Origin of the sequence: Adhaeribacter arboris, assembly GCF_003023845.1 — a bacterium.
GTDB classification, from domain to species: Bacteria; Bacteroidota; Bacteroidia; order Cytophagales; family Hymenobacteraceae; genus Adhaeribacter; species Adhaeribacter arboris.
Genome location: NZ_PYFT01000001.1, coordinates 670,517 through 695,328 on the forward strand (window position 1 = coordinate 670,517; position 24,812 = coordinate 695,328).

Consider the following 24,812-nt stretch of genomic DNA (forward strand, 5'->3'; position numbering starts at 1 on the left):
ATTCTGTATAACGCGTTTAAGTATTTCCTAGCAATTATTCTGTAAGGGGGTTGCCCAGTGAATATAACCGGTTTGGATCGGGGCAGATTTAGTGCCTAAAGAAAACTGGAGCGGCAGGGTATATTGCACGTTTACTGGTTTACCATTTTGTTTGCCGGGAGTCCAGTTGGGCATTAATTTAATTACCCGAAGCGCCTCAGCGTTTGTTTCAGCCGTTAAGCCTTTTAAAATATGAACATCTTTAATAGCACCCTCATCCGTTACTACAAACTGAACCACAACCGTTCCTTCTACCTTTGCTTTATGAGCAGCTTCGGGATACTTCATATTTTTACCCAGAAAGGAATACATTTTTTCTAAACCACCCGGGAATTGGGGCACTACTTCTACTTGCGTAAAAACAGGTTTGTTTAGGTTATTTTGCTCTTGAGGATTATCTCCAGCTTGTATGAATCGCGCAAAAGAAAAACGAATGGGAAAAGTATATCTTACATTTAATGGTTTACCATCTTGTGTACCAGGTTCCCAATCGGGCATTAAAGAAATAACTCGTTTCGCCTCCGCATCCGCATCCGGATTTAAACTTTGCACAATAGCTACATCGGTAATTTTACCTGTTTTTGTAACTACAAATCGAGCGATAACCATACCTTGTAGACCAGCATTCTTGGCACCTTCAGGGTATTTTATGGTTTGACCTAAAAAAGCAAACATCTTTTCCGTGCCACCCGGGAAACTTGGGGGTTGTTCCACAAAAGTGAATATTTCGTCATTATCAATGCTTAATGTATTCGTTTTACTATTATTACTCTCTTCAGAAGATTGGTTTGAAGGTTTTTCCGGTTCGACACAAGAAAGTACGAACAATAAAATTCCTAAGACGGGTAAAGCAGCTAATGGCTTCCATTTACTCGGTCGGCGATGGGTTTGTTGAATCATTTTCATGCGTTTTAAAGTGAGTGACTTATTAAAGTAATTACCAAAAGAAAACTCCAGGCGGTGCAGCACTTGTTTTGCTAGTAAGCTGGCGTATGTGTCGGGTTCAGTAGTGCGCAACACCGCCGAATCGGCAATAAATTCGTGGGTACTAACTAAAGCTCGCTGGAAAAGATAAAGCAGAGGGTTAAACCAGAAAATAATCCGCAGAAGTTCCAGATAAAGAATATCCAGGCTGTGTTTTTGCCGGATATGAACGGATTCATGCAGCAATATCCGTTCTTTTTCCGTGTCGCTGAGTACTTGACTATTATCCCAAAAAATCCGGCTCCCGAATGAAAAAGTAGGTTGCGTGCCTTGGGTTTTATGTACCGGTATGTTTTGGTAATAGAAAAAGTCGGCTCGCGTTTTTAAAGCAAATCGGTACAAAAAATAAAGCTGCCGGACCAATCGTAAACTGAAAATAACAATACCAGCTGCGTACAGTAATAGTAATCCGGTTTGCCAATGAAATACAGAATTGCTGGCAATAGGGGAGGCGGTAGCGGTTACTGTAATAGGTGCTAGTTGCTCCGATACAAAAATGGTGAGTGGTTCGGGTTGTTGTAAAAAAGGCAGTTCTATGAAAGGAATGATAAACGACAGCAGGGGAGTGAGCAATAAATAAAACCGGTTGTACGGAAAACAATTTTCCCTTTTCAGGAGCAGGAAATACAAGAGATAAAATACGAGCAGGCAAATGCCCGATTCCAGCAGGTAAAAAAATATTCTATTCATCTGGCGAATCGTTTAAGTCTTTGCGCACGTGCTTCAGCATTTCTTCCAGCTCCCGGATATCCATGTTTTTCTCTTTAGCAAAAAACGAAACCAGTTTTTCGAAGGAACCCCCAAAATAACCACTCACTAGGTTCTTTAAATTATAGCTGCTGTATTGCTCTTTCGAAACCAGCGGATAATACTCGTGCGTTTTTCCGTAAGCGATATATCCGACAAACCCTTTCTTCTCCAGCAGGCGCACGATGGTAGAAACCGTGTTATAAGCCGGTTTGGGCTCCGGTAATTTTTCGAGGAAGTCTTTTACAAATCCTTTTTTAAGCTCCCAGATAATCTGCATTACCTGTTCTTCGGCTTTGGTTAATTCTTTCATAAAAATATTTAGAATGATGGTCGTTGAATTTAGATACTATAAGAGGCATTATTTACTTGGATAAACGTATAACTAAAACTTTAGTTATACAACTAAATTAATAGTTTTATTTTTGTTCCTGTTTTGTTATATCATAACTTATTGTTTTTTAAATATTTATATAATATGTAAAAATTTATTTGGATAGATAGACCGAAAATATGGGGCAATTTTTTTTACTTCAGCCAATAAACACTTCTTGCTATTTTAATTTTATGGGATTGAAACTCGCCCTTTTCTTTGGCTCCACCTTACTAGTTACTTGGAGCAGTTCGGCTCAAACTTTACCTGATTCAGTTTTTATCCGGAAAATCTACGACGAAGCTTTAACGAGCGGACAGAGTTATAAAAATCTGGATTACCTAAGTAATAAAATTGGCGGTCGGTTAAGTGGCTCCCCGGAAGCGGAAAAAGCGGTTCAGTGGACGAAGCAATTAATGGAAAGCTACCATTTTGATAAAGTTTATTTGCAGGAAGTACTAGTGCCGCATTGGGTCCGGGGCGCCAAAGAAAAAGCCAGTATCCAATCGGGCAAAACTAAAACCGAAGTTCCTATCTGCGCTTTAGGTGGTTCGGTAGGTACCGGTAAACAAGCCTTAACGGCCAATATACTGGAAGTAAAAACTTTCGATGAATTAAAAAGCTTAGGTCGGGAGAAGGTACAAGGTAAAATCGTATTCTTCAATCGGCCCATGGATCCGCGGCAAGTTTCTACTTTTGTGGCCTACAGCGGAGCCGGTGACCAGCGGCGGCAAGGAGCCTCCGAAGCCGCTAAATTAGGCGCAATTGGGATAGTCGTGCGGTCTTTGAACTTATTCCAGGACGATCTGCCGCATACCGGTTCTTTGCGGTACGACGAAACAGTTAACAAGATACCCGCCGCCGCTATTAGCACCAACGGGGCTGATAAATTGAGCCAAATGCTAAAAGCCGATCCGAATGTAAAATTTTCCTATGAAATGCATTGCGAAACTTTACCCGATGTAAAATCTTACAATGTTATCGGGGAGTTACGCGGTAGTGAAACGCCCAATGAAATTATTGCGGTAGGAGGCCATTTAGATTCCTGGGATTTAGCGGATGGTTCCCATGATGATGGTACCGGCTGCATGCAATCCATAGAAGTGCTGCGGTTATTTAAAACGTTAAATTATCGTCCTAAACGTACTATTCGGGCGGTATTATTCATGAACGAAGAAAATGGCGCTCGGGGCGGACGTAAATACGCCGAACTAGCTAAATCAAACCACGAAAATCATGTAGCCGCGATTGAATCCGATGCCGGTGGATTTACCCCACGCGGGTTCGGTATAGAAGCTGATTTAACCAAAATAAAAGTTATCCAGAAATGGAAGCCCTTACTTGCGCCGTACGGCCTGCACGATATTGGCCCCGGGCATTCTGGTACCGACATTGAACCGTTGGGGGAAGTAGACAAAAATGCAGCTCTTATCGGCTTCACTCCCGATTCTCAACGTTATTTTCAGTACCATCATGCCTCCAACGACACCTTTGATAAAGTAAACAAACGGGAACTGGAATTAGGCGGAGCCTCCATGGCGGCTCTCGTTTATTTGCTGGATAAATATGGTTTAGATGTTAGTAAATAATTTATGCTGGCATAATTGGTTTCAAATCTTGTTTTACTAGTAATTAAGCTGTTTAATTAGATAGAGCTTTTTCTTGCTGGTGGTAACCTAAATGAGGTTATAATTTCTTAAGCTATATTAGTTTAAAGCAGAAAGCAGTAACTATCCTCAACTGACACCAGTTTGGCTATGGAGGTTCTTTTAGCGTTCCGGTGCTGCGAAGCACCAGGGTGTAAGGGAGTGAGCCAAGGTTCGCTAAACAGTCCGAGAGAGCCAAACGAGGCCCGCCGGCCATGAGGCAAACAAGGGCTGTTGAACCGCATCAGCACTGTTCATTGGAAACTGGAAAGGCTCTAAGTAAAGAAAAAAAAATACACTCTACTACCTTAAGCGCAAGAGGAGAGTCGGAGTAAACAGTAATTCTATTAATAATTGCAATAAAAATAGAAAACAACCTTTTAAAACAAAAATGGCAGCTTTCATTAAGCTGCCATTTTTGCTTATAAGAGAAACAAACAGCTTACGCTTTTGCTTCTTGCTCTTTTTTATTCAGAATATCGGTTTGTATGTTAATAGAATATTGGTGGATGCTTTGCAGAACAGATTTCATAAATTGCTCATCCAAGCCGTTTTTACGGGCATGTTCCAACCGATCCGCAATAATTTGGTCCCAGCGTTTTACCTGATAAATGGTCATGTTGTGCGCTTTTTTGTACTCGCCAATTTTGCGGGATAAACGAGCCCGGCGGGCAAATACTTCTACCATTTCGTCGTCTAATTCGTCAATTTGCTTCCGCATTTCTTCCAGTAGGTGGTGATCCTCTTCGGCTAATTCTTCGCCTTCCGGTTTCCGGAAACGAATGCCGGCTAACATTTTACCTAAATTTTCGGGGGTTACCTGCTGGGCGGCATCGCTTAACGCTACTGATGGATCGATGTGCGTTTCGATCATTAAACCGTCCATGGCTAAGTCCATCGCTTTTTGCGCCACCGGCAGTAACAACTCGCGGTTACCGGCAATGTGGCTCGGGTCGCAAATCAACGGAATTTCGGGTAATAAACGCTTGAACTCAATGGCGCTGTTCCATTTTGGTAAGTTGCGGTAAGGCGCGTTATCGAAAGTAGAGAAGCCGCGGTGAATGGCGCCAATCTGGCGCAAACCCGCCTGGTTTAAACGCTCAATGGCACCAATCCACAACTGCAAATCGGGGTTAACCGGGTTTTTAACTAATACCGGAATATCAGTGCCGCGCAACGCATCGGCAATTTCCTGTACCGTGAAAGGGTTAACCGTAGTCCGGGCGCCAATCCACATAACATCTATACCCGCTTTTAACGATTCGTAAACGTGCATGGCATTCGCCACTTCTACGGCTACGCGTAAACCAGTTTCTGCTTTTACCCTTTTTAACCATTTGAGTCCGGGTACACCCACACCTTCAAATGAATTTGGGCGGGTACGGGGTTTCCAGATACCGGCCCGATATATATTTACCCCCGGAATAGCTTTAATACCGTTGGCCGTAGCCATTACTTGTTCCTCCGACTCGGCACTGCAAGGGCCGGCAATTATAAGCGGAGAGCCGTCTGCATTTATTAAAGCAGATTCGGCCAGGACATCGATTTGAGGTTTAGGACTCATTTTGTAACAGTTAAAAAGTGATGAATATTTTGAATTGCTTGGGTTATACTTTCTTCGGGAGCGCATACCGATACGCGCACGTACCGTTCGCCATTTGATCCAAAAATTTTGCCTGGGGTTAGAAACACGTGGGCTTCGTAGAGTATGGAATCTAAATAAGCTTCTACATCGCTAATGTCATCGGGCACCCGGGCCCAGACAAACATACCGGTAGCTTCGGTAGAATATTGACAGCCTAGTAAATCCAGTAACTGGTAAATTAAATGGCGCCGACGGTGATACACTGCATTACGCTCGGCGTGCCAAGAAGCCGGGTTTTGTAAGGCCTCAATAGCCGCTTGCTGTACCGGTAGAAACATCCCGGAATCCAGGTTACTTTTTACCGTAATAACAGCGTCTAGGTAATCTTTCTGACCTAACACCATACCTACCCGCCAACCGGCCATATTAAACGATTTGCTTAAGGAGTTAAGTTCCAGGCAACAATCCATTGCGCCGGGTACGTGCAAAATACTTACCGGTGGTTGGGTGTTCAGTACTAAGCTGTAAGGATTATCGTGGACAATTAAAATCTGATGCGCCCGCGCGAAATCAATTATTCTGGCAAAATCAGCTTCGGTAGCTAAAGCACCCGTGGGCATGTTCGGGTAATTCAGCCACATTAACTTTACTCCGCTTAAATCTTGCTCTATTAAGGCATCTAAATCAGGTAGCCAGTTGTTTTCGGCGGTTAAATCAAAGTAGACCGGTTCGGCGCCTACTAATTTAGTAACGGCCGCGTATGCCGGGTAGCCAGGATTCGGGATTAAAACTTTATCGCTCGGGTTTAAAAAGGCCAACGAAATGTGAAATACGCCTTCTTTAGAACCTAGTAAGGGTAGTACTTCTGTTTCCGGATTTAGCTTTACGTCGTAAGTTTGGGCGTACCAATCGGCCATAGCAGTACGCAAGGCCGGAATAGAACGGTAAGGTTGGTAACCGTGGCTAGTAGGTAATTGGGCCGAAGCCGTTAGAGCCTGTACCGTATTTCCCGAAGCTGGTAAATCCGGATCGCCAATGCCCAGGTTTATTATTTTTTTACCTTGCGCCATTAAAGCACGTACTTCGGCCAGTTTACGGACAAAATAATATTCCTGTACTTCGTTCAGCCGGTTTGCTTTGGCAATAATCATCTTTTTCCTCTTTGGTAAATTCCCAATATTTTCATTTCCACAATCAGCGGCGTAATTAAACTGATGGCTTCTTCAAACGTGGCATAATCTTCCCATTCCAGATCTAATAAAATAGCGAACTCGGTGGGTTGGCTCAGGATAGGAATAGACTGGATTAAAGACAAGTTAATGAATAAATCCCGGAAAACATCTAATATTTTAGCTAGCTCGCCCGCGCGGTGGTGCAACGTGAAAATAACGGAAGCCTTGTTTGCCTGGCTTTTATCGGCGAGTGGCTTCCGCGAAATAATCATAAACCGAGTATAATTTTCTTTGTAGTTCTCTACGCGTTCTTCCACAATTTCCAGCTCGTAGCGTTGGGCCGCCATGCGGCTGGCAATGGCTCCTACCCCCACTAAATTATTTTCTCGGATTTCCCGGGCGCTTTCCGCCGTATCCGCCGATTCTAAAGCCTGAATGTGCGGATTTTCTTCCAGGAAGTTGGTGCATTGCAGTAAAGCCATGGGGTGCGAACGCACTAATTTAATATCGGCAAGCGATTGGCCCGGCAGAGCTAGTAAGTTCTGCTCAATGGGTAAATACGCTTCACCGATAATAGAAACCGGATAATCCTGCAGAAGCGAATAGTTATTTAGAATACTGCCGGCTAAAGCATTTTCAATGGCCATGACGCCAAAATCCGCTTCCCGGCTTTTAACGGCGGCACAAACCCGCTGAAAAGTCATGCACGGCACAATCGCAATGACTTGACCGGCAAAATATTGCTGGGCCACTACATCGTGGAATGAGGCCGGACCGCCTTGAATCGCTACTTTTAAATGGTTACTCATAGTGTAAAAAAAAAGCCCCGAGTTTTCGGGGCTTTGGAGTTTTATATTTTGTTATTTCAAACGCAATACTATTCTCTTAAGACCCCGGAGAGGTGCTAAAAAAGTAATAGTAAAAGTAAAAAGCGTTTGTTATTCGTTTCATTATCATTTACTTGATGCCCCAATATTAAAAAACGAATTCTTAAGAAGCAAAACTTTCTGAAAAAAAATAAATATTTTCTTTTTTTCTGGCTCTCCTTATTGCTTATATAACCCGGTCGGTATTAGTCATTCATTTCAGAAACCAAAAATTCTTGGTAAAGAATCTATTCAAATTTAATTGAATGAAGTTAACTAACTATTTATCACAATAAGGAGTTTATTATTGTACTATAATGAGGTATTCTAATATATTGGATTTAAAATGCCATCTGAATAAATTACTATTTTGAAGTGGTTTATGCTTGAAATATATTTGCCGCAGGTAAATTAATCAATGTTTTCATAAAATTGAGTAGAAATTTTGGTTGATTTATTCTAATTGTAAAAATATTTGTTGTCTGGTATTTAATAGTAAAATATTGTTTTTAAACGCTCGCTATATTATTGTATATGAAAAGAAATTTACGAATCCTTTTACTAACGCCCTTTTCTCTTAGCGCTACTTTTAATCGTTATTTTCTTTAAAGAAATGGTTTTTCAGAAAATATTCCGTGGTTTTGCGGCCGGAGTAATGTATACTTCCTTTTTTCTTTTTACAGCAACCAGTTGCATGCGGACTCCAGTAACGAAAAGTGCGACAATTTCGGCCAGCGAAGAGTTTTACCAATCTTTAGGAAATCTGCAAGGTAGAATGGTGCAAGGCCAGACGATTTACCCCGAAGGAAAGTGGACGCCCTTTGCCGGTCAGCCTATTTCTTTAGAAGTAACAAGCCATACTAAAAGTAAAATGCGGATTCCTATTTACATTGGCGGAAAAGTATACAGCACTTTAATTTTGGAACGTACGCCCACCGGATTTTTGCTAAAACACGAAAACAAAACAGAAAATGGGCAATCTCACGAAATAAATTTATATGGTGGGCATACTAATAATAATGGAACGGCATTCATGCAATTCTTCCCGGCCGATACTTATACCAAAAACTTGATGCGGTTATCTTCCCCCAGCGTGTGGACTTTAGCTTTTAGCAGCGACCGTTCTACCTTTAGTTACCTGGTGGAAAGCGACGGGAAATTGCAAATGCAAATTGATTTTAACTTAAACGATTACCTGGCAACTAATAGTAATAAAACCGAACAGCGGAGTAGGAGGTAGTTTTTAAAGTATTCGGTTACATGTGATATAAAGCAGCTTAGGGAAATACCTAAGCTGCTTTTTTATTTTAATTTTTATTTTATTTATCCGATAGCAATAGCTGCGCACCTCTGTTATTGCCCATGATTATAACTTTACTGTTCGGCGATAAGGCAATTTCTTTATTTGCTTTAATAGTTTCGTACTGCAGTAATTTATCGGATAATTCGTTATTGATAATGCGCTGGTAATCGGCTATGCCCTGGGCTTCAATGCGGCGGCGCTCGGCTTCCTGTTTTTCTTTTTGCAGCACAAACTGCATTTTCTGGGCTTCCTGCTCCGCGTTTATTTTAGATTCTATGGTAGTTTTTACCGAGCGTGGCAAGGTAATATTGCGGACTAAAAGTTGTTCTAATAATAATCCCCGTTGCCGAAAATTGGCTTCAATGCTTTTATAGATCCGATCCTGAAATTCATCGCGTTTAGAGGAGTAAAGGGCTACCGCATCGTAATAAACCGCGTTATCGCGAATTTTGGTGCGGGTAATGGGCCGGACAATGGTGTTGCGGTAATCTAAGCCAATTTGCCGGTAAATACGAGCCGCCTCCGTGGGCAAAACACGATACAATACCGTTAAATCTATCACCACTTCCAGACCATCGGCTGATAGAACCCGAATGGCGTCATCGCCCTGCTTCTCACCCTCGTCCGTAACACCCGACATAGTGTAATTTTGCGTTTTAATATCAATGTGCTTAACTTCTACGAACGGATTAACAATGTTTAATCCGCTTTGCAGAATGCGGGGCTGTACTTTCCCGAATAAAGTCTGCACACCTACTTCGCCGGCTTCTACTTGTACCAACATCGAGAAAAGCAAACCAAATAAAATTAATAAGCCACCTAAACCTTTTAGAATTGAGCCGGAACGGGAAAAAGGACCGACGAATTTAGAAGTATTTAAACCCAGCACCAGTAAAAAGATGCCAATAAAAAGCAGTATCATGTGGGAGGATAGTTAGAGGTAAATTGTAGCTGCAAGCTAAGTTAAATATACTAAGAAAGACAGACATTTACGCAGGCTTTTCCTTTTTATTACCAAACGGCTTCATAAAAGATTTAGCTTATTAATTTGGCAGCTATTCTTCTATTTACCGGAATCTTCATTCATTTTAAATAAAAAACTTTAAATTTTTGCTGGAATACGGTATAAAACTAAGGGAGAAGTAAAGAACTGTCGCCGTAGCTCAAAAAGCGGTATTGATGCTGAAGTGCGTGCTCGTACACAACTCGCCATTTCTCCCCAATTAGAGCCGAAATTAGTAACAAAAGGGTACTTTCCGGTTGGTGAAAGTTAGTAATCAGGCCGGAGCATATTTTAAAGGAATAACCCGGCGCTATTAATAGTTGCGTCGTGGCCCGTAGATAATCGCGCTGAGTAGCTTGTACGTAATTGCTTAAAGCTTGCAAAGCAGCAGTTGGGGTAGGTAAAGTAGCACCGGCTTCGTATGGTAACCATTGCGGCACGTGTAAATTCTCGGTTTCCGGATTTTGCGCTACTAAAACTCCCAACCAGTACAGACTTTCGAGAGTGCGCAGCGAAGTGGTACCTACCGGAATCACCGGCGCCGCTAAATGCGTTTGTATCTGGTGAATACTATCGGCGGATACGTATATTTCTTCGGCGTGCATCTGGTGGTCGGCCATTGCGGAGGCTTTTACCGGTTTAAACGTACCGGCTCCTACGTGTAACGTTACTTTTACCTGGGCAATCTGGCGTTGTGTAAGCGCTGATAAAACTTCTTCGGTGAAATGCAAACCGGCGGTGGGAGCCGCCACTGCACCAGCCGAAACAGCGTAAATAGTTTGGTACCGGTTTTTATCCGTTTCCTCCGCGGTCCGGTTTACGTAAGGCGGTAACGGTATTTTACCCACTTTTTCGAGAATCTCGGCAAAAGTTAAGTTTTGGGGCTGCCAACTAAATTTAATTAAATACGCATCAGCAACTCGCTCCTGTAATTCCGCTTGCAGGGTAACCTCCGGTAAACGAAGCTGTAAAGTACCCGATTTCCATCTTTTAGCGTTACCCACCAGGCATTGCCAGGTGCAAAAACCCGTTTGCAGCATAGCCTGCTGCATTTCGGTATGAGGGAATACAGGTTCCAGACAAAAAATTTCAATTGTACCGCCGGTTGGTTTGGTAAATAATAGCCGGGCTTGCACTACTTTGGTATCGTTAAAGACTAGCAGCGAGTGCGAGGGCAGTAAATCCGGAATTTCCCAAAAAATATGATCGGATAAAGCTCCTTGGTGGTAAACCAACAACTTAGATTCATCGCGGTTAACTAAAGGATACTGGGCAATTGCTGCATCTGGTAAATGATACCGGAAATCTTGAATAGTTAAGTTCTTGGGGTTATCCGTCATGGATGGAAGCGCATGGGGAATGATAAATGAAGGGGCAAAATTAAGTAAACTCTCTCAAGAATCTCGCCTAACCGTTAAATTTAGTAGCAATAAGTAAACAAACACAAGTAGCAAGATAGTAGATAAAAGACTTTTTAGAAATTAATTCATTAGCAAGTCCTAATTACCACAATCTTGACGTCAGGTAGATCGAATTCATTTTGTCCCGTTACTTAATAGCTTAAAATTGAAATATAAAGAACCAACCAACTTCTACTACACAACTAATAACCAGCCCAGCGTGCCATCGTCGGTTTTAACTAACAAGTACTGGCTATAATTGGCTAATACCGTTACATTGCTATTGGCTTTTACCTGGTCAATGGGGGTGCCATCAACAAAAGGTTCTTCTAAAATTTCGGTAGTAACCGGTATTTTTAAACTTTTCAGGGGTTTTTGGACCGATTCAAGGTAACTAGCCTGAATGTATCCTTCCTGGCCGGTTGGCAATTGAATTCGGTACCAGTTGGCGTTGCCTCCTACAATCTGGAGAGCGGTATTTTGGTCTAAAGTTGTGAGTAATATGGCTTTTTTATCCGGCGATAAGCGTACATTCACTTCTTTTTTACTCGTTCGGGCCCATTTGCCTAAATGTGCTTCGTTTATTTGCAAAGGCAAAGCTTTTTGGGTAGGCGTATAAACAAAAGGATAGGGGTCCACGGCCCCCCGACCAAACCGGTAAATGCCAAAATGCAAATGAGGGGCGGTGGTGCGGGCGTTGCCGGTATTACCCACTAAACCCAAAACCTGGCCGGGAACTACCTGTTGTCCGGATTGTACCAGTTGCGTATCCAGGTGGGCGTAATATAAATGTTGATTAGCGGCATCGTCGGATAGCCACACTACTTTGCCGCCAATAGGCGTTTCGTCCACCCGGGTTACGGTTCCTTTGGTGGCGGCTATGGCCGGGGTGCCACGAGGGGCAAAAATATCAATTCCTTCGTGCCGGCGGGCGCCGTTATCACGCGCCTGGCCCCACACACTTTGAATGGCGCTGTTACCTTTGCCTTGCACCGGGAAACCCAGGGAAGGTTGGCTGCTAATAGAAATAGTATAACTGCCGCTGCGCAGCAATTCGGGTTGCAAACGTACCAGGTAGGTTAAATCTTCTTTTACCCGGTAGTTTATTTGTAAAGTAGCCGTATCTGCCGATTCCAGGTGTTTAACTTTGCGGGGATAACCGTTTTCTACTTCGAATAAATCGAGAAACAATTTTACCTCTTCGCGGGCTTTCAGATGAGCGGCAATCCGGATAGATTCCCCCTCGCGGGCTTTAAAATTGTAGCTGAAAGCAATTGGTTTTTCGGCCCGAAAATAACCGGTTTCTTCAAAAGGAATGGGTAAGAGCAAAGAATCCTGCAAAACTTTAGTACCTGCTTGTAACCAAGCTTGGCCCAGACCAGATTGGTGCAGTTTCGCCATACGCAGTGATTGAACGTATTTTTCGTAAGGCGTTTGTTTGCCGAGCAAAGCTTTGAGGGTGGGTTTGCCTCCGCACGAAACGGCCAAGCCAGTTAATAGAGTAAAGCTGAGAATATAAAATACTCTCCTAATATATACTTGATTCTTCATTGCGGATTAAAAAAATACTTTCCTTATAACGGAAAAGGATAAAAAAAAGTGCGGATAATTAACCCCTTACCAGGTAGCTTCGAAACGGTAATAATAACGGTTCAGCAGGCTTAAACTAAATCCAATTCCTAGGACAGCTAATATCCATAATGGCACGGAAAACAAAATCAGAAACAGTAAACTAATGAACAAATAGAAAATTTGCCGGTAGTATTTTTCCTGGGTTATCGGGCGGTACAGTAAGGTGTGAAGCAATAATAAAAAGCTTAAACCAAAGCCATAAAACGTTATCACTCCCCAAATTGAAAAATGAATACGGGTAAAGGAGATAAAAAATAGTACTTCAGGTAAGAGAATAAAGCCATAAGTTAGTAGCAGGAGCCAAAAACGTTGCCTGGTGCGAAAGGGTAATTGCCGCAAAAGTAACAAACGCTCTTCTTCGAACACATGCGTACGAAACACCAATAAGCCATGACCAACCAAACCCATTAAAAAGCCAACGGCAACGGGCCGAATACCATACTCGGATGGAGGATATACTTTCAGAAAAGACCAAGTTAGGAGAAGAGTAAATACTTTTGAAAGCAGGAAAACGCTCTTGGCTTCGTACCAGCTATATTTACTTAAAACAAAAAAATAATGATTAAAGGCCGGCGATACCCGGAAATTCCGCGACAAATAATACGTTTTTTCAATTTTTAATTGACGATGCAGAATTGTAAAATAACCGGTAAATAAAACGGCGAGTACCAAGCCAAAACTTGCCAAGCCGAAACTAATAAAATTAGTTTTTAATAGTAAGGAGGACCGGGTTAATAAGCCTAAATAAAAGAAAGCCGGGGCATACAAACAACCGAAAACCAGCAACCAGCTAAGCCAAACTTTCTTTGGTGGTAATTGGGAAGTAACAAACAAAAACTCGTTTTCCGGCTGAACTAATTTAGTTTTAACGTATTGATAACACTTTAAAAAATATAAGAAAAGCGCGCCCAGAATAACCGCTAAAACTACGGGCGTTTGGATGACGGCTGATAAAAAAGGTTCGGTGAACAAACGGTTACCCGGATTTTGAAACACTACCAGCAGCATTGTCCAGAAAAAGAAAAAGCCGGTATTATCGCGGTAAAACGGGTAAATAATTACTTTCTGCCAAATTACCAGCAAAGGCCGCATAAATAGGATTAAGTAGTTGTTTGTTGCTTGATTATAATTATTTGGTAATCAGTCAGCTACTTTAAATACTAAACTTAACTAATTTCGTCGTAGTACTTAAGTTAAATTAGTTTTGTTTAAACAAACGAAAGAGTTTTATTTTCCAGCAATAGCGTAGCTGTAACCGGTAAATCGTGAGTAATAAAATTTTGGTGCGACGACAGCAAAAAGCTAATTTCCTGCTTTTGATAATATTCCATAATAAGTTGGTTCACCGTAGTAATAGCCGCGGCATCCAGCGTAATAAGCGGTTCATCCAGAATTATAAGAGTTGGTTTGCCCAAAAAAGCCAGCAAAATAGATAATTTCTTGAGCATGCCCGACGAGTACGATCCGATTGGTTGGGCTAGAAAAGCGCTTACCTGCAAACGTTCGGTTAATTCGTTTACCTGAGCCGGAGAAGGTTTTTTAGCCGCTGCTACCAGGTTAACTAATTCCTGACCCGTTAAAAAAGTAGGATATAAGGGTTCGGCTTCGCTGTAATTTATTAATTGCCGGTGCCGAATTAGGGCTTGTTTTAATTCCGTTTCTCCCCGAAGAAAAATTTGTCCTTGGTAAGGTAATAAGCCGGCCAAAACTTTAAAAAGAGTAGTTTTACCTGCCCCGTTTATTCCTTTAATCCAGTAAATACCTGTATTCAATTGCAAGTCCGGAATATCTAGAATTACGGTGTTACCGTATTTTTTTAATAGGTTACGCAGTTGCAGCATGCGTTAAAAGTAAAAGTGAACAACTCTTTATTTATGATTAAATAGAATTTTAAAATTATAGTTATCGGGCCGGATGATACGTCTTTCGCTCGTCTTCCTGGTTTTCTAAATCGCTTAGTTCTAGGCGCAAAGCATTTACCGATATTTGAATTTCGCGAAAAGATAAGGCCAGCGAAGCTAACAGCAGCAACAGACTAATACCAAATAAGTACTTGCCGGCTACTTGATTTTCGGAAAAAAGTACGAACATACATAGCACGCACAAAAACATACTGGCAATACCCAGAGCCTGCATATTCCGGATTAAAAATAAACGCTCGCGTAAATTACTAATCTGCCCCATTAGCAAACTGTTGTGCGTTCGGGTATACTGTTCTTTCAAATTACGGATGAGAGAAGCCAGCGCGATAAACCGGTTGGTATACGCCAAAAGCAGCATGGAGATGGCCGGAAACAACAGGGCAGGCGTAGTAAGCGTAATTTCCATAGGCGCAGTATAAGAGATTAAAGGTAGTAAGTCCGGCAATTTTAGAATAGCAAATATATTTAAAATTATTTGCTTAAAAGGCTTTAAACACCCAACCTGGCGTTCGAACATATTATATATACAAAAACCGGATAATTACAAAATTATCCGGCTAATTCAGCAATACAGGGGGCATATTTAAGTACTTCGAGAAAATTATACCACTTAGTAAGAAGAACATTGCGTAGGATGAAGCTGTTGTTGAGGTATGGGGAGAGTAAAAAAGCTAGAGATCCAGGAGAGTGCCACCGAGTTGCTAAAGTGGATGCGAGCCGAAAACCGCTCCTTGGGGCAAGCCTGGTGGCAGGCCTTGTACGCTCCCCAGGTCAACACGCTCTTCTTCGAAGCCTTCTTGCAAGAGTTTGCGGTGGATAAGATGATCTTTTTAGATAAAGCGGGCCAAGCAGTAGCAGGGGCCGGAGAAGATCCGGTTGGTGTACCTGCCTTCTGCTAATCCGGAGCTTAAACCCGCTAGAAAGGTTCTGGCGCGACAGGAAAGATGGCTTTTCACAACTTTAAAGAGGAACTCGAAGCGTAGCTGACTAACACTACCAACGCCTACGCCAAAGAACAAATTGCGTCTCTTACCGCCTATAAGTACATTATTAATGCTGTCCAGCAGGCTAAAACTACTAGGGAAATACCTTACTATTATTCGGTTTTACTTTTCGGACTGCTACTGAGTTATTTAAATCAATTACTTATTAATTTTTATATTATAAATTTTTACCGTTTGGTCTTAGTGCTCCTACTATTGTTCGGCCCGATTTCTTTTAAAATTTTCGTTCAAACTTCACCTGCTAACTCACCCACGAATAAGCAGCCATCCAAAAAAGTAAATACCGGCATTTTATAGAAAGAAGCCAAAACTGCCCGGAGAAATTACCGCCGGAAATACCGCCGGGCAATACGGATTGTCCGGGAAAATAATATGCCCATCCGGAAAGTAGATGCCAATGGTAAAGTGATTGAATTATAAGGCTTGGATGCTAATGACCAACCCCGGTACTATACTACTTTCGATGATAGTAAAAATAACGCAAAAACTACTTTCGCCATCGATGCCGCTTCTACTACCAGCACCGACGAATTATGGCAAGGTGGTTTACTGGGCTTAGAACTAGCCGGCAGCAGTACCGGCATAAAAGGAAAACTGGGAATTTGGAACGGGGGAGCCGTACGAAATACCCACTACGAACTTACCAGCCGAATAACGCAACAAGATAAACCAACTAGTCAGGATGGGCAAGACCACGCCACCCACGTTGCCGGAATTATGGTAGGAGCCGGCGTAAACCCGCGAGCCAGAGAAATGGCCTTTAAATCTGTAAAGCCTGCGACTGGAATAACGATATTTCGGAAATAACATCTGCTGCTGCCAGTGGTTTAAGTTTATCGAATCATTTGTATGGGTTGGGGTACGTGGGCTAGGTGTATAATCCGGATCGGACGAGAACCATTAAATGGGAATGGCACGGCGATACCAAAATAAGTAAAACCGAAGATTACCGCTCCGGCTATTACGACGAAGAAGCGCAACAAGTAGATAAACCGGCCTATAATGCACCGGGGTATTTAATGGTAGTTGCCGCCGGAAATAACCGTACCGAAAGTGGCCGGCCAAAGGCTCTGCTTATTACCTGGAATTCACGAATCAAACCAGTACCGTTTCCCGCCGCACCCAGGATGATTACGATTTATGGAGTGCTTCTGGAGTGGCCAAAAACGTATTAACAATTGGCGCCGTTTCGGCGGTAACGGGTGGATACCAGAATCCGGAGGAGGTAAAAAGCGCTTATTTTAGTTCCTGGGGATCAACCGATGATGGCCGCACTAGGCCCGATTTAGTAGGCAATGGCGTAGGCGTTTTTTCTTCGGTGGCTACTAGCGATGCCGCCTACGATTCTTATGATGGCACTTCGATGGCGGCGCCGAATATTACGTGTTCTATGTTTTTACTACAGGAGCAATACGCTAAGCTGCACCAAAATGCAACCATGCGGGCAGCTACCCTTAAAGGCTTAGTTATTCATACTGCCGATGAGGTGGGTAAAGCGGCTGGTCCGGATTATATCTACGGCTGGAGCTTGCTGAATACCGCAAAGGCGGCGGCTCTTATTCTTAATTCCGATGCTACTCATTTACTAGCTGAAAAGAATTAAACCCAGGGAAAAACCGATACGTTGCAGGTTATTGCTTCCGGTAAAGGTCCGTTGATAGCTACCATCAGCTGGACTGACCCCGAAGCTGATCCCTTAAAAATAGATAGTACCGTGGTAAATAAGCGTACCCTCGTACTGGATAGTGCCCGTTTGTACATTGGCCACACAGGTAAATTAACTTTTACCGTAGAAACTCCTACGTCCTACGGATAGTATTGTAGCTAGTACTATCCTATCCGTAAAGGCCACCCGTACCCAAGACGTTACCGGTGATGCCGATGACGATACGAATGACCAAGGTGCCATGTATCCCTTAAAACTTGCTATTCCCAAACCGGGTAATTACCGGGTTCGCGTTTCCTATGCTGAGGATGCTACCATTTTCCGGAGCAACGTAAATGTAAAAGGCAATCCTTTTTCGATACCGAATGTAATAGCCCTGAACGGCGCTAGCTTCGAAGACGATACTTTAACCACTGCCTATTATTACCTGTATAACCAGCAAGTGAAAGCCCTGAATTGCCCCAGTGAACGAGTGGCGGTGGTGGCGCAATTAATTTCCACTATTCAGGCCACCGTAAGAGCCACTGGTTCTGCTACTATTTGTCCAGGCGATAAGGTAATTCTGGCGGCGAACTTTCCGGCGGGGGTATCTTTTCAGTGGCAAAAAGACGATGTACTTATTCCGGGTGCCACGCAGCTTACGTATCCGGCAACCCAGTCGGGCAAGTATTCATTGGCCGTTTTTACCGGAGAATGCGTTTTACCTTCCACTAACTCAATTCAAGTAACAGTTAATGCCTTAACCAAACCCAGCATTTCGGTGCTTGATACTACACTATTAACTTCCAGCAATACCAGCAAAAACCAATGGTTTTTGGATGGGGTAGCCATCAGTGGCGCTACGTCCGCCACTTGGGTAGCTAAAAAAGCCGGAAATTATTCCGTTATGGTAACTAATAATAATTGTTCCGTTGTTTCCGAACTGGTTTACGTGTTTGTAGAAGAACCTCCTATCATTCAGAACTTGACGTTGTATCCTAATCCGGCTATTAGCAATTATATAATTATTTAATACAATTCCCTTAATGACCTGACTAGTGTTAAAGGCGAGGTACGAGATGTACTAGGGCGTAAAATTCAGTCGGTGGCGTTCCTCCAAAAAGAAAAGGGATTGTACACGTACCAAATGGATTTAACCAATATAGCCACGGGTCTTTACGTTGTACAGGTGAAAGATGGCGAGCAGGTGTTAGTAGCTAAGTATGTTAAGCAAAATTAAAAACCCAGCAAAAAGCCCTGGTTTCGGAAAAATTTATCCGGAACCAGGGCTGATATAAATCATGTAATGGGTGAATTTTATTGCGTTTTAACCGGAAAATTAAATAAAAAGTAGACCGCATTTTAGCTTAGTGCAGCGGTTTACAAGGAGCCAATTTTTGCGCAATTAAATCGTTCATGGTAGCTTCCAGGGAAGTAAATTGGTTGCGGTTGCCGCAATGGCACATGAACTGCAACGGTTCTTTATCAATTATCCGCGATTTTAATTCTTCCATACTAGGCGTTTGTGGTAAAGCGGCGTATTGCTCAAAGGTATAACTGGTGAACGCTACGTTCTGGTTAATTCCCTGATTATCGAGTAAGTACCCATCGGCCAATAACAATGGCTGCACCTTATTTCCCCGCTTGGCAATGTCTTGCGGATGTGGGTAAGAGGCTATTTCGGTTTTATCGGGCGTAAGAATTACCGCTACTTTATTCGTATAGTCTTGTTTGGTTTTATACACAATGGTGGGCGGTCCCGCCGAAAAATCCAGATCTTGATTAACAGTTTTGGCAGTAGTATTTTTCATGCTTTCTTTCGGGCTTTGGCAGCCGCCGGCCAGTAAGCCGACAACTGCCAGACAACTAACTACTCTCATTGCTTCACAATTTTTTGTACCTGGTAGCCGGTTTTTGTAAGAGTACGGAGCAGGTAAATACCGTTGGGTAAAGAAGAAAGATCTACCTGAGTTGTGCCTTTCGGAATAGTCAGGACGGCCTTGCCGGTTAAGTTGGTTAACTCATAACGGGTATATTCTTTCTTTTCGTGCAGGTGGAGCAGGCCGGAGGTAGGGTTCGGATATGCCTGTACCGCCAGTTCTTCGTAGTCGTCTTTGGTACCGGTGGGCGTTAATTGTTTTACGGTCATTTCCAGCAAGTAGGTACCCGTTTCACCCTGGAAGTAAGGCGATAGGAAAGCATAGATGGTTTTACCACCTTCTACTTCCACGGCCCCCATTTCCTGATCGTAGGCATCGGTCCAGTTTTCTCCATCATCTGAAAGCGAGAACAGCACATCGTTGGTGTAGGTTTTGCCGTCGTTGGATTCGTAAGAGTCGTTTACCCGGGTACTGATTTCGTATTTACGGCCAGCCGGTAAAGTTATTTTATAATAATCGTAATCCGTACCCACGTGAATGTTGGCTTCGGGCGTAGTTACCCGGGCAGTATTGCCAATAAAATTCAAAGCTAAGGGAGTCGCATCAATTACGGTATTATTATCTTCGTATTTATCCCCGCCAATGGGAGCGGCCTGCACTACCACTCGAATCGGGTTCACGTAATCTTCGGAGCCGGTTATGCGCCAGCCATCCGCATCCGTATAATGCAATACGGCCATCAGGTAGGTGCCGGGTTCTACGTCTAGATTATCGTTCTTAAATACCACCTCGCCGGTTTTGCAGTTTTTGCATAACTGATCTACTTGTTTTTGCCCGATTTCAAACTTAAAATTACCTTCGAGATCATAAAGGTTTAGTGCTATTATTCCGTTGAAGGAAGTGTTCCCCGCATTTTGGATAAAGGTACTTACCGTTATTTTTTTGCCCTGGTACAATTCATTGGGTTTTTGCACCGCTACCTCTTCGTATAAATTTAAATTGTTTTGGTTGATAACTTCCAGCGTTACGTGGTCGGAGTAGGCATTGCCGCCTTTTAACTGTTCCCATTGGCCGCCTTCTATTCTACTAAAAATATAGAGGTTGTACACTCCTGGTAATAACGACACCATACCGTCCGTTTTGAAATCAATGCCTTCGGTATAATGGTACCCGCTTTCCAAGCTTTCTTTCGGATACGTTTTAATAAAATCAATAAAATTACCATTCTCGTCGAAGGCAGCGGCGCCGTAATCGCCGGTAAAAGTACCATTGCCGTTGTTGATAATATCCGTATGAACCGTAAAGGTATGCCCGAAGCTTATTACCGGAGTACTAATGGTTACGTCGTCGTATAATTCTAAATCTGCGGTTTGCTGATCGGGGTTTTGGTTAGGAGCTTTAATGTTAATTAAAGCTTGCTGGTTACTGTTATAACTACCGGTTCCGCCGCCGGTGCCCTGGCCATCGGGGTTCAAAGCCGAAATCGCAAAAAAACCATCGTAGTAGCCGCTCCAGCCCCAGTTCATGTGAAACAAATCGTTTTGATCGTAGCCGTCACACACAAAAGCGTGCCCGCCGCCACTACCAAATCCGGCAAATAAAATGGGTTGTGCTTTATCCAGTTCTGTTTTCAAAAGATCAATCCATTCTGAATCAGAATAATCGCGCCGTTGTACGCCTCTTACTTCTGCGTAGCCAAAATAGGTTTTAAGGGCAAATTCGGAGCAATGCTCGCCCTGGCTGGAGGCCGAAATAACGTAAGCACTGCTACCACCGGTAGAGCCTGTACCGTAACTCATGTCCACGCTAATACCTACGTCGCGCATTAAAGTAGCAATAGCAGTATTGGATCCATTTATGCTATTGGGCATGTTCTCCCAGTCGTAAACCGAGTTGCTAAAGTTAGCCGAAAGTGTCCCGTATTTTTCGTGATTATACGAGTGGAAACCGCTGCCTTGGGCGGGATACTTCCAGTAACGCATAATTTGCGCCATAGCCGTAGCCACACATCCCGTAACGGCACGTTCATTGGCATCGTTATCGTACGGACAAAGCTCGTTGTAATAAGGAGATTGATCCCAGGTGGTGGAAATTAACGGATCTACCGATTCGGCTAAGGTAGAATGGGTGCGCGCCAAAGGGGAAGTACCTTCCTGTAAAGCTTTCCAGGTACGTTTAATTTTTTCGTTGGTGGTTTTTTGCTGGGCTGCCACCCGGATTTCGTTTTTATATCCTTCCAGCCATTTTACTAAGTTAACGGGCATTTTGGCCGGGTTAAAAGTACCCGAGCGGGTGTAACCCAACACCGGAGTTACATTATCATCCGCCGAAATAAAAACCATACCTCCGTTAGCGGGAGCAGCAAAGACGTAGTAAAAGGTAAAAGGAGTCTGGCGGGAATGGGAGTTGTTTTGTTTCGATATTTCCCGGTGAACCAAGCTTAAGGTTTGCTGGCTTTTGCCGTTGCTGGCAACGGGAGCCACCTGGGAGAAAAAGTTGGAAGCCACCCGTAAGGCATCTTCGGCGGGTACGTGTTTAGCTGCGCTGCTAAACCAGCTAAAACAGCCGATCAGAGCGAATAAGTAAATTTTTTTCATGGTTAAATAGAGATTAATTGCTTAGATAGAGTAAAAATAATACTAGGAATAGTTCAATGTTTCAAAAATATAGAAATCACTTTAGTCTATCAAGAGTATGAAAGAGCAACAAATAAATTATTCATTCCTTTGAGTTTATAGATACAAAGGTACCCTGGAATGAAGCGGAGAGAAATAGGTTTTGCTGCTCATTTCCCTGGGTAGTACTGCCCAGGTACAGAAAGGCGAACCTTGCTTCGAATTCTTCGAAACAGTTATAAAGTTTTAAACCCGATCCTAACCAAAATTATTCGGAATTTCTAAATCTCTTCCGGAAAAGGAGTATTCGGGTACGGCCATTGGCATATTCCCTCACTTGGATGATAGGACTAAGATAAGATAGTAAAATAGCTTCTAAAAATACTTAAGAAAGAAGTTTGCTGCTTTAGAAGACATTAGAGGATATACAAGCGCATTTGCCAAAAGATTTCCGGATATTTGCCCTGCTGTATTTACAAAAACACATTACTGTTTATTTCATTTAAAATTATTTCTCTTTGCCTTTCCACCCACTCACCATCGATTTACCCGTGCGGGAAATAATCCCGGAAGTAAAAGAACAACTCACCTCCCGGAACACCTTGATTGTACAGGCCCCGCCGGGAGCTGGTAAAAGTACCTTGTTGCCACTAACTTTATTAGAGGAGAACTGGCTGGCCGGTAAAAAAATAATTATGCTCGAGCCCCGGCGCTTGGCCGTTCGTACCATTGCCGAACGGATGGCTTACTTGTTAGAGGAAGAAGTAGGGCAAACCGTGGGTTACCGCATCCGCTTCGAGAACCGCGTTTCTGCCCAAACCCGCATTGAAGTAGTAACCGAAGGCATTCTGACCCGCATGCTCCATACGGATAATGCTCTAGCAGGAGTTGGATTAATTATTTTTGATGAATTTCACGAACGCAGTATTCACGCCGATGTGGCAATGGCTTTGAGCCGCGAATCGCAGCGAAGGCAACGGCCTGATTTACGCTTGCTGATTATGTCGGCTACGCTGGATATGCCTACCCTGGCGGGTTTGCTGAACGCCCCCATCGTGCAAAGCCAGGGAAGGCAATACCCCGTTGAACTAATTTACGCCCCCGGCGACCTGGACGAATCGCTGTTGCCTGACCTTACGGCCCGAACCGTGCAACGTGCCCTTCGCGAAAAAGCTGGCGACGTGCTGGTGTTCTTGCCCGGCGAAGGGGATATCAAAAAAGTAGAAGGTATTTTGCGCCGGCAATTGCCCCGGGATATTATGATTCACCCGTTGTTTGGCATGTTGCTCCCCAATAAACAATACGCCGCTATAATGCCCGACCGCAATGGCAAACGTAAAATAGTGCTGGCTACAAGTATTGCTGAAACCAGCTTAACTATTGAAGGCGTTGCGGTAGTGGTAGATACCGGCTTTGGCAAAACTTCCCGCTTCGACCCCAACTCCGGCTTATCCCGCCTTGAAACTATTCGCATCAGCAAAGACGCCGCTGACCAACGGGCCGGCCGGGCCGGAAGGCTTGGTCCCGGTACTTGTTACCGGCTCTGGACAGAAGTTACCCATGCCCGCCTGGCTCCACATCGCACTCCCGAAATTCTGGAAGCCGACCTGGCCAATTTGGTGCTGGACCTGGCCCAATGGGGAATTATGGATGTTAACCAGCTTACCTGGCTGAGTCTGCCGCCCAAAGCCACTTTGCTGCAAGCTACAGAAACCCTGCACCAGCTTCATGCCCTGGAGCACGGCCGCATTACTGAGCACGGTAAAAAAATGCACGCCCTGCCTACCCACCCGCGCATTGCCCACATGTTGCTCGCCGCCGAAGAAACCAACCAGTTGGCACTAGCTACGGATATTGCCGCTATCCTGGAAGAGCGCGACCCGCTGCCTCGCGATTCTGGAATCGATATAAATTTAAGAATGGAAGCTTTGCGGCGCTATCGTCAGGAAAATGTAGGCGGCAAAGCTCTGAAAAAAATAGAAAAAATAGCGGCCCAATATCGTCGGATGTTCGAGATAACTCCTGAAAATGGCTCCGTAGACCCCTACGAAACCGGGGTATTGTTGGCGCATTGCTACCCGGAGCGCATTGCTTGCGCCCGCCCCGGCAACAATGCGCAGTTCCAATTGGCCAACGGTAACTATGCCCAAGCCGGTCACCGCGACGATCTCGCGCACGATCCGTGGCTGGCCGTTGCTAACCTGGATGCCCGGCAGGGTATGGGTAAAATATTCCTGGCCTCGCCGCTCAACCCCAAAGATCTGGCCCCACTCGTGAAAAAACAGGAAACTATTACTTGGGATACTACTGATGGCGAACTTACCGCTTCCTTGGATTTACGTATTGGTTCCATTGTACTGCAACGCAAACCCCTACCTACCCCTGACGAGAAATACCGCCCTAGTGCTATTTCGGAAGCCTTAAAACGGGAAGGAGAACACTTGCTCAACTTTACCGAGGCCGTAATACAATGGCAAAACCGCGTACTAAGCCTCCGCAAATGGCGGCCCCAAGAAAGTTGGCCCGACGTTAGTACCCCAACTTTGCTCATGACGAACTGGGAATGGCTGCGGCCTTCTTTACAGGATATAGAAGTACCCGAGGAGTTATTTCAAATTGACCTGTTGTCCATTCTGCAACAATTCTTAACTCCTGCCATGCAAGTTCGCCAGGAAGCTTTGGCCCCGTCCGAAATTACTTTACCAGATGGCTCTACCATGGAGTTGCAATACTTTGCTAACGGCAATCCACCGGTACTGGAAATCCGCTTACAAGATGTGTTAGAATGGTCAAACAAGCCAGTAGTAGATGAAGGGGAAATGCCAGTAGAGTTACATTTACTTACGCCGGATTTCAAGTTGCTAGCAACCGTAACCGATTTAGCAAAGTTTTGGCAGGAGAACTACCCGAGTTTGAAGCCTGAATTGGAGAAGAAATTTTCTAAGGTAAATTGGCCAACAAAGTAGAATAGGGAAGAACTACGCGCTGCTTTTTTA

The 24,812-nt window shown here is 43.7% G+C and carries 24 protein-coding genes; 10 read left to right on the top strand and 14 right to left on the bottom strand.

The annotated features are described in order from the left end of the window. Positions 1-27 precede the first annotated feature (27 nt). Positions 28-1,713, bottom strand: coding sequence for a M56 family metallopeptidase (locus AHMF7605_RS02840; protein WP_106926253.1), 1,686 nt, complete (start codon positions 1,711-1,713; stop codon positions 28-30). Further along, positions 1,706-2,083, bottom strand: coding sequence for a BlaI/MecI/CopY family transcriptional regulator (locus AHMF7605_RS02845; RefSeq protein WP_106926255.1), 378 nt, complete (start codon positions 2,081-2,083; stop codon positions 1,706-1,708). The genes AHMF7605_RS02840 and AHMF7605_RS02845 overlap by 8 nt, the downstream gene beginning before the upstream one ends. Before the next feature lie 254 nt (positions 2,084-2,337). Between AHMF7605_RS02845 and AHMF7605_RS02850 the strand changes: the two genes are divergently transcribed. Continuing rightward, the gene (locus AHMF7605_RS02850) at positions 2,338-3,732 is read left to right on the top strand and encodes a M20/M25/M40 family metallo-hydrolase (RefSeq protein ID WP_106933323.1); all 1,395 of its coding nucleotides are present in this window, start codon (positions 2,338-2,340) and stop codon (positions 3,730-3,732) included. Positions 3,733-3,854: 122 nt separating this feature from the next. Here AHMF7605_RS02850 and AHMF7605_RS29430 read toward each other — a convergent pair whose 3' ends face one another. The 4 genes from AHMF7605_RS29430 to AHMF7605_RS02865 all read right to left on the bottom strand — a co-directional run bounded on the left by AHMF7605_RS29430 (position 3,855) and on the right by AHMF7605_RS02865 (position 7,355). Beyond that, entirely contained in the window at positions 3,855-4,034 is a 180-nt protein-coding gene (locus AHMF7605_RS29430; protein ID WP_146153499.1) for a hypothetical protein, read from the bottom strand. Between the two features lie 197 nt (positions 4,035-4,231). After that, the gene (locus AHMF7605_RS02855) at positions 4,232-5,353 is read right to left on the bottom strand and encodes a chorismate mutase (protein ID WP_106926257.1); all 1,122 of its coding nucleotides are present in this window, start codon (positions 5,351-5,353) and stop codon (positions 4,232-4,234) included. After that, positions 5,350-6,525: a pyridoxal phosphate-dependent aminotransferase gene (locus AHMF7605_RS02860; RefSeq protein WP_106926259.1), complete on the bottom strand. Its 1,176-nt coding sequence runs from the start codon at positions 6,523-6,525 to the stop codon at positions 5,350-5,352. The genes AHMF7605_RS02855 and AHMF7605_RS02860 overlap by 4 nt, the downstream gene beginning before the upstream one ends. Beyond that, positions 6,522-7,355 carry a prephenate dehydratase gene (locus AHMF7605_RS02865; protein WP_106926261.1) on the bottom strand — a complete coding sequence of 278 codons (834 nt, stop codon included), beginning with the start codon at positions 7,353-7,355 and terminating at the stop codon, positions 6,522-6,524. Before AHMF7605_RS02865 ends, AHMF7605_RS02860 begins: the two co-directional genes overlap by 4 nt. Positions 7,356-8,106: 751 nt before the next feature. Between AHMF7605_RS02865 and AHMF7605_RS02870 the strand changes: the two genes are divergently transcribed. After that, the gene (locus tag AHMF7605_RS02870; RefSeq protein ID WP_146153500.1) at positions 8,107-8,652 is read left to right on the top strand and encodes a hypothetical protein; all 546 of its coding nucleotides are present in this window, start codon (positions 8,107-8,109) and stop codon (positions 8,650-8,652) included. Positions 8,653-8,731: 79 nt separating this feature from the next. On the opposite strand, the gene AHMF7605_RS02875 is transcribed toward AHMF7605_RS02870, so the two are convergent. The 6 genes from AHMF7605_RS02875 to AHMF7605_RS02900 all read right to left on the bottom strand — a co-directional run bounded on the left by AHMF7605_RS02875 (position 8,732) and on the right by AHMF7605_RS02900 (position 15,078). Then, complete coding sequence (locus tag AHMF7605_RS02875; RefSeq protein WP_106926265.1) at positions 8,732-9,637, bottom strand: prohibitin family protein; 906 nt, start codon at positions 9,635-9,637, stop codon at positions 8,732-8,734. A 209-nt stretch (positions 9,638-9,846) separates the two neighbouring features. Next, the gene (locus tag AHMF7605_RS02880; protein WP_106926267.1) at positions 9,847-11,058 is read right to left on the bottom strand and encodes an S-adenosylmethionine:tRNA ribosyltransferase-isomerase; all 1,212 of its coding nucleotides are present in this window, start codon (positions 11,056-11,058) and stop codon (positions 9,847-9,849) included. Positions 11,059-11,313: 255 nt separating this feature from the next. Next, positions 11,314-12,669 carry a M23 family metallopeptidase gene (locus AHMF7605_RS02885; protein WP_106926269.1) on the bottom strand — a complete coding sequence of 452 codons (1,356 nt, stop codon included), beginning with the start codon at positions 12,667-12,669 and terminating at the stop codon, positions 11,314-11,316. Between the two features lie 66 nt (positions 12,670-12,735). Further along, positions 12,736-13,842, bottom strand: a complete 1,107-nt coding sequence (locus AHMF7605_RS02890; protein WP_106926271.1) for a hypothetical protein — start codon at positions 13,840-13,842, stop codon at positions 12,736-12,738. A gap of 116 nt (positions 13,843-13,958) precedes the next feature. Then, on the bottom strand, positions 13,959-14,591 hold the full coding sequence (locus AHMF7605_RS02895; protein WP_106926273.1) for an ABC transporter ATP-binding protein: 633 nt from the start codon (positions 14,589-14,591) through the stop codon (positions 13,959-13,961). Between the two features lie 61 nt (positions 14,592-14,652). After that, on the bottom strand, positions 14,653-15,078 hold the full coding sequence (locus tag AHMF7605_RS02900) for a DUF2721 domain-containing protein (protein ID WP_106933324.1): 426 nt from the start codon (positions 15,076-15,078) through the stop codon (positions 14,653-14,655). 247 nt (positions 15,079-15,325) lie between these two features. On the opposite strand from AHMF7605_RS02900, the gene AHMF7605_RS02905 reads away from it, so the two are divergent. The 7 genes from AHMF7605_RS02905 to AHMF7605_RS02935 all read left to right on the top strand — a co-directional run bounded on the left by AHMF7605_RS02905 (position 15,326) and on the right by AHMF7605_RS02935 (position 18,561). Continuing rightward, complete coding sequence (locus tag AHMF7605_RS02905; RefSeq protein WP_146153501.1) at positions 15,326-15,571, top strand: hypothetical protein; 246 nt, start codon at positions 15,326-15,328, stop codon at positions 15,569-15,571. 528 nt (positions 15,572-16,099) lie between these two features. Next, positions 16,100-16,483 (top strand): S8/S53 family peptidase, encoded by a 384-nt coding sequence (locus AHMF7605_RS02910; RefSeq protein ID WP_106926277.1) that lies wholly within the window; start codon positions 16,100-16,102, stop codon positions 16,481-16,483. A 65-nt stretch (positions 16,484-16,548) separates the two neighbouring features. Then, positions 16,549-16,851 (top strand): hypothetical protein, encoded by a 303-nt coding sequence (locus AHMF7605_RS02915; RefSeq protein ID WP_106926279.1) that lies wholly within the window; start codon positions 16,549-16,551, stop codon positions 16,849-16,851. Continuing rightward, positions 16,833-17,279: a S8 family serine peptidase gene (locus AHMF7605_RS02920; RefSeq protein WP_158267441.1), complete on the top strand. Its 447-nt coding sequence runs from the start codon at positions 16,833-16,835 to the stop codon at positions 17,277-17,279. The genes AHMF7605_RS02915 and AHMF7605_RS02920 overlap by 19 nt, the downstream gene beginning before the upstream one ends. A gap of 21 nt (positions 17,280-17,300) precedes the next feature. Beyond that, entirely contained in the window at positions 17,301-17,492 is a 192-nt protein-coding gene (locus tag AHMF7605_RS02925; protein ID WP_106926283.1) for a hypothetical protein, read from the top strand. Positions 17,493-17,583: 91 nt separating this feature from the next. Next, a complete protein-coding gene (locus AHMF7605_RS02930; RefSeq protein WP_106926285.1) occupies positions 17,584-18,354 on the top strand; it encodes a hypothetical protein in 771 nt (256 codons plus the stop codon). Between the two features lie 18 nt (positions 18,355-18,372). Next, entirely contained in the window at positions 18,373-18,561 is a 189-nt protein-coding gene (locus tag AHMF7605_RS02935) for a T9SS type A sorting domain-containing protein (RefSeq protein WP_106926287.1), read from the top strand. 127 nt (positions 18,562-18,688) lie between these two features. Here the strand turns inward: AHMF7605_RS02935 and AHMF7605_RS02940 are convergent, their stop codons facing one another. Both AHMF7605_RS02940 and AHMF7605_RS02945 read right to left on the bottom strand, forming a co-directional pair. Further along, positions 18,689-19,201 (bottom strand): hypothetical protein, encoded by a 513-nt coding sequence (locus AHMF7605_RS02940; RefSeq protein WP_106926289.1) that lies wholly within the window; start codon positions 19,199-19,201, stop codon positions 18,689-18,691. Beyond that, on the bottom strand, positions 19,198-21,798 hold the full coding sequence (locus AHMF7605_RS02945; RefSeq protein WP_106926291.1) for a thiol protease/hemagglutinin PrtT: 2,601 nt from the start codon (positions 21,796-21,798) through the stop codon (positions 19,198-19,200). The genes AHMF7605_RS02940 and AHMF7605_RS02945 overlap by 4 nt, the downstream gene beginning before the upstream one ends. 536 nt (positions 21,799-22,334) lie before the next feature. Between AHMF7605_RS02945 and hrpB the strand changes: the two genes are divergently transcribed. Further along, a complete protein-coding gene (gene hrpB / locus AHMF7605_RS02950; protein ID WP_106926293.1) occupies positions 22,335-24,782 on the top strand; it encodes an ATP-dependent helicase HrpB in 2,448 nt (815 codons plus the stop codon). The last annotated feature ends 30 nt before the right edge of the window (positions 24,783-24,812 follow it).

Bases quoted from the DNA above. Each gene is read 5' to 3' on its own strand.
- AHMF7605_RS02840 (WP_106926253.1), bottom strand. From the start codon at position 1,713: ATGAATAGAATATTTTTTTACCTGCTGGAATCGGGCATTTGCCTGCTC.
- AHMF7605_RS02845 (WP_106926255.1), bottom strand. From the start codon at position 2,083: ATGAAAGAATTAACCAAAGCCGAAGAACAGGTAATGCAGATTATCTGG.
- AHMF7605_RS02850 (WP_106933323.1), top strand. From the start codon at position 2,338: ATGGGATTGAAACTCGCCCTTTTCTTTGGCTCCACCTTACTAGTTACT.
- AHMF7605_RS29430 (WP_146153499.1), bottom strand. From the start codon at position 4,034: ATGCGGTTCAACAGCCCTTGTTTGCCTCATGGCCGGCGGGCCTCGTTT.
- AHMF7605_RS02855 (WP_106926257.1), bottom strand. From the start codon at position 5,353: ATGAGTCCTAAACCTCAAATCGATGTCCTGGCCGAATCTGCTTTAATA.
- AHMF7605_RS02860 (WP_106926259.1), bottom strand. From the start codon at position 6,525: ATGATTATTGCCAAAGCAAACCGGCTGAACGAAGTACAGGAATATTAT.
- AHMF7605_RS02865 (WP_106926261.1), bottom strand. From the start codon at position 7,355: ATGAGTAACCATTTAAAAGTAGCGATTCAAGGCGGTCCGGCCTCATTC.
- AHMF7605_RS02870 (WP_146153500.1), top strand. From the start codon at position 8,107: ATGCGGACTCCAGTAACGAAAAGTGCGACAATTTCGGCCAGCGAAGAG.
- AHMF7605_RS02875 (WP_106926265.1), bottom strand. From the start codon at position 9,637: ATGATACTGCTTTTTATTGGCATCTTTTTACTGGTGCTGGGTTTAAAT.
- AHMF7605_RS02880 (WP_106926267.1), bottom strand. From the start codon at position 11,058: ATGACGGATAACCCCAAGAACTTAACTATTCAAGATTTCCGGTATCAT.
- AHMF7605_RS02885 (WP_106926269.1), bottom strand. From the start codon at position 12,669: ATGAAGAATCAAGTATATATTAGGAGAGTATTTTATATTCTCAGCTTT.
- AHMF7605_RS02890 (WP_106926271.1), bottom strand. From the start codon at position 13,842: ATGCGGCCTTTGCTGGTAATTTGGCAGAAAGTAATTATTTACCCGTTT.
- AHMF7605_RS02895 (WP_106926273.1), bottom strand. From the start codon at position 14,591: ATGCTGCAACTGCGTAACCTATTAAAAAAATACGGTAACACCGTAATT.
- AHMF7605_RS02900 (WP_106933324.1), bottom strand. From the start codon at position 15,078: ATGGAAATTACGCTTACTACGCCTGCCCTGTTGTTTCCGGCCATCTCC.
- AHMF7605_RS02905 (WP_146153501.1), top strand. From the start codon at position 15,326: ATGGGGAGAGTAAAAAAGCTAGAGATCCAGGAGAGTGCCACCGAGTTG.
- AHMF7605_RS02930 (WP_106926285.1), top strand. From the start codon at position 17,584: ATGTATCCCTTAAAACTTGCTATTCCCAAACCGGGTAATTACCGGGTT.
- AHMF7605_RS02940 (WP_106926289.1), bottom strand. From the start codon at position 19,201: ATGAGAGTAGTTAGTTGTCTGGCAGTTGTCGGCTTACTGGCCGGCGGC.
- AHMF7605_RS02945 (WP_106926291.1), bottom strand. From the start codon at position 21,798: ATGAAAAAAATTTACTTATTCGCTCTGATCGGCTGTTTTAGCTGGTTT.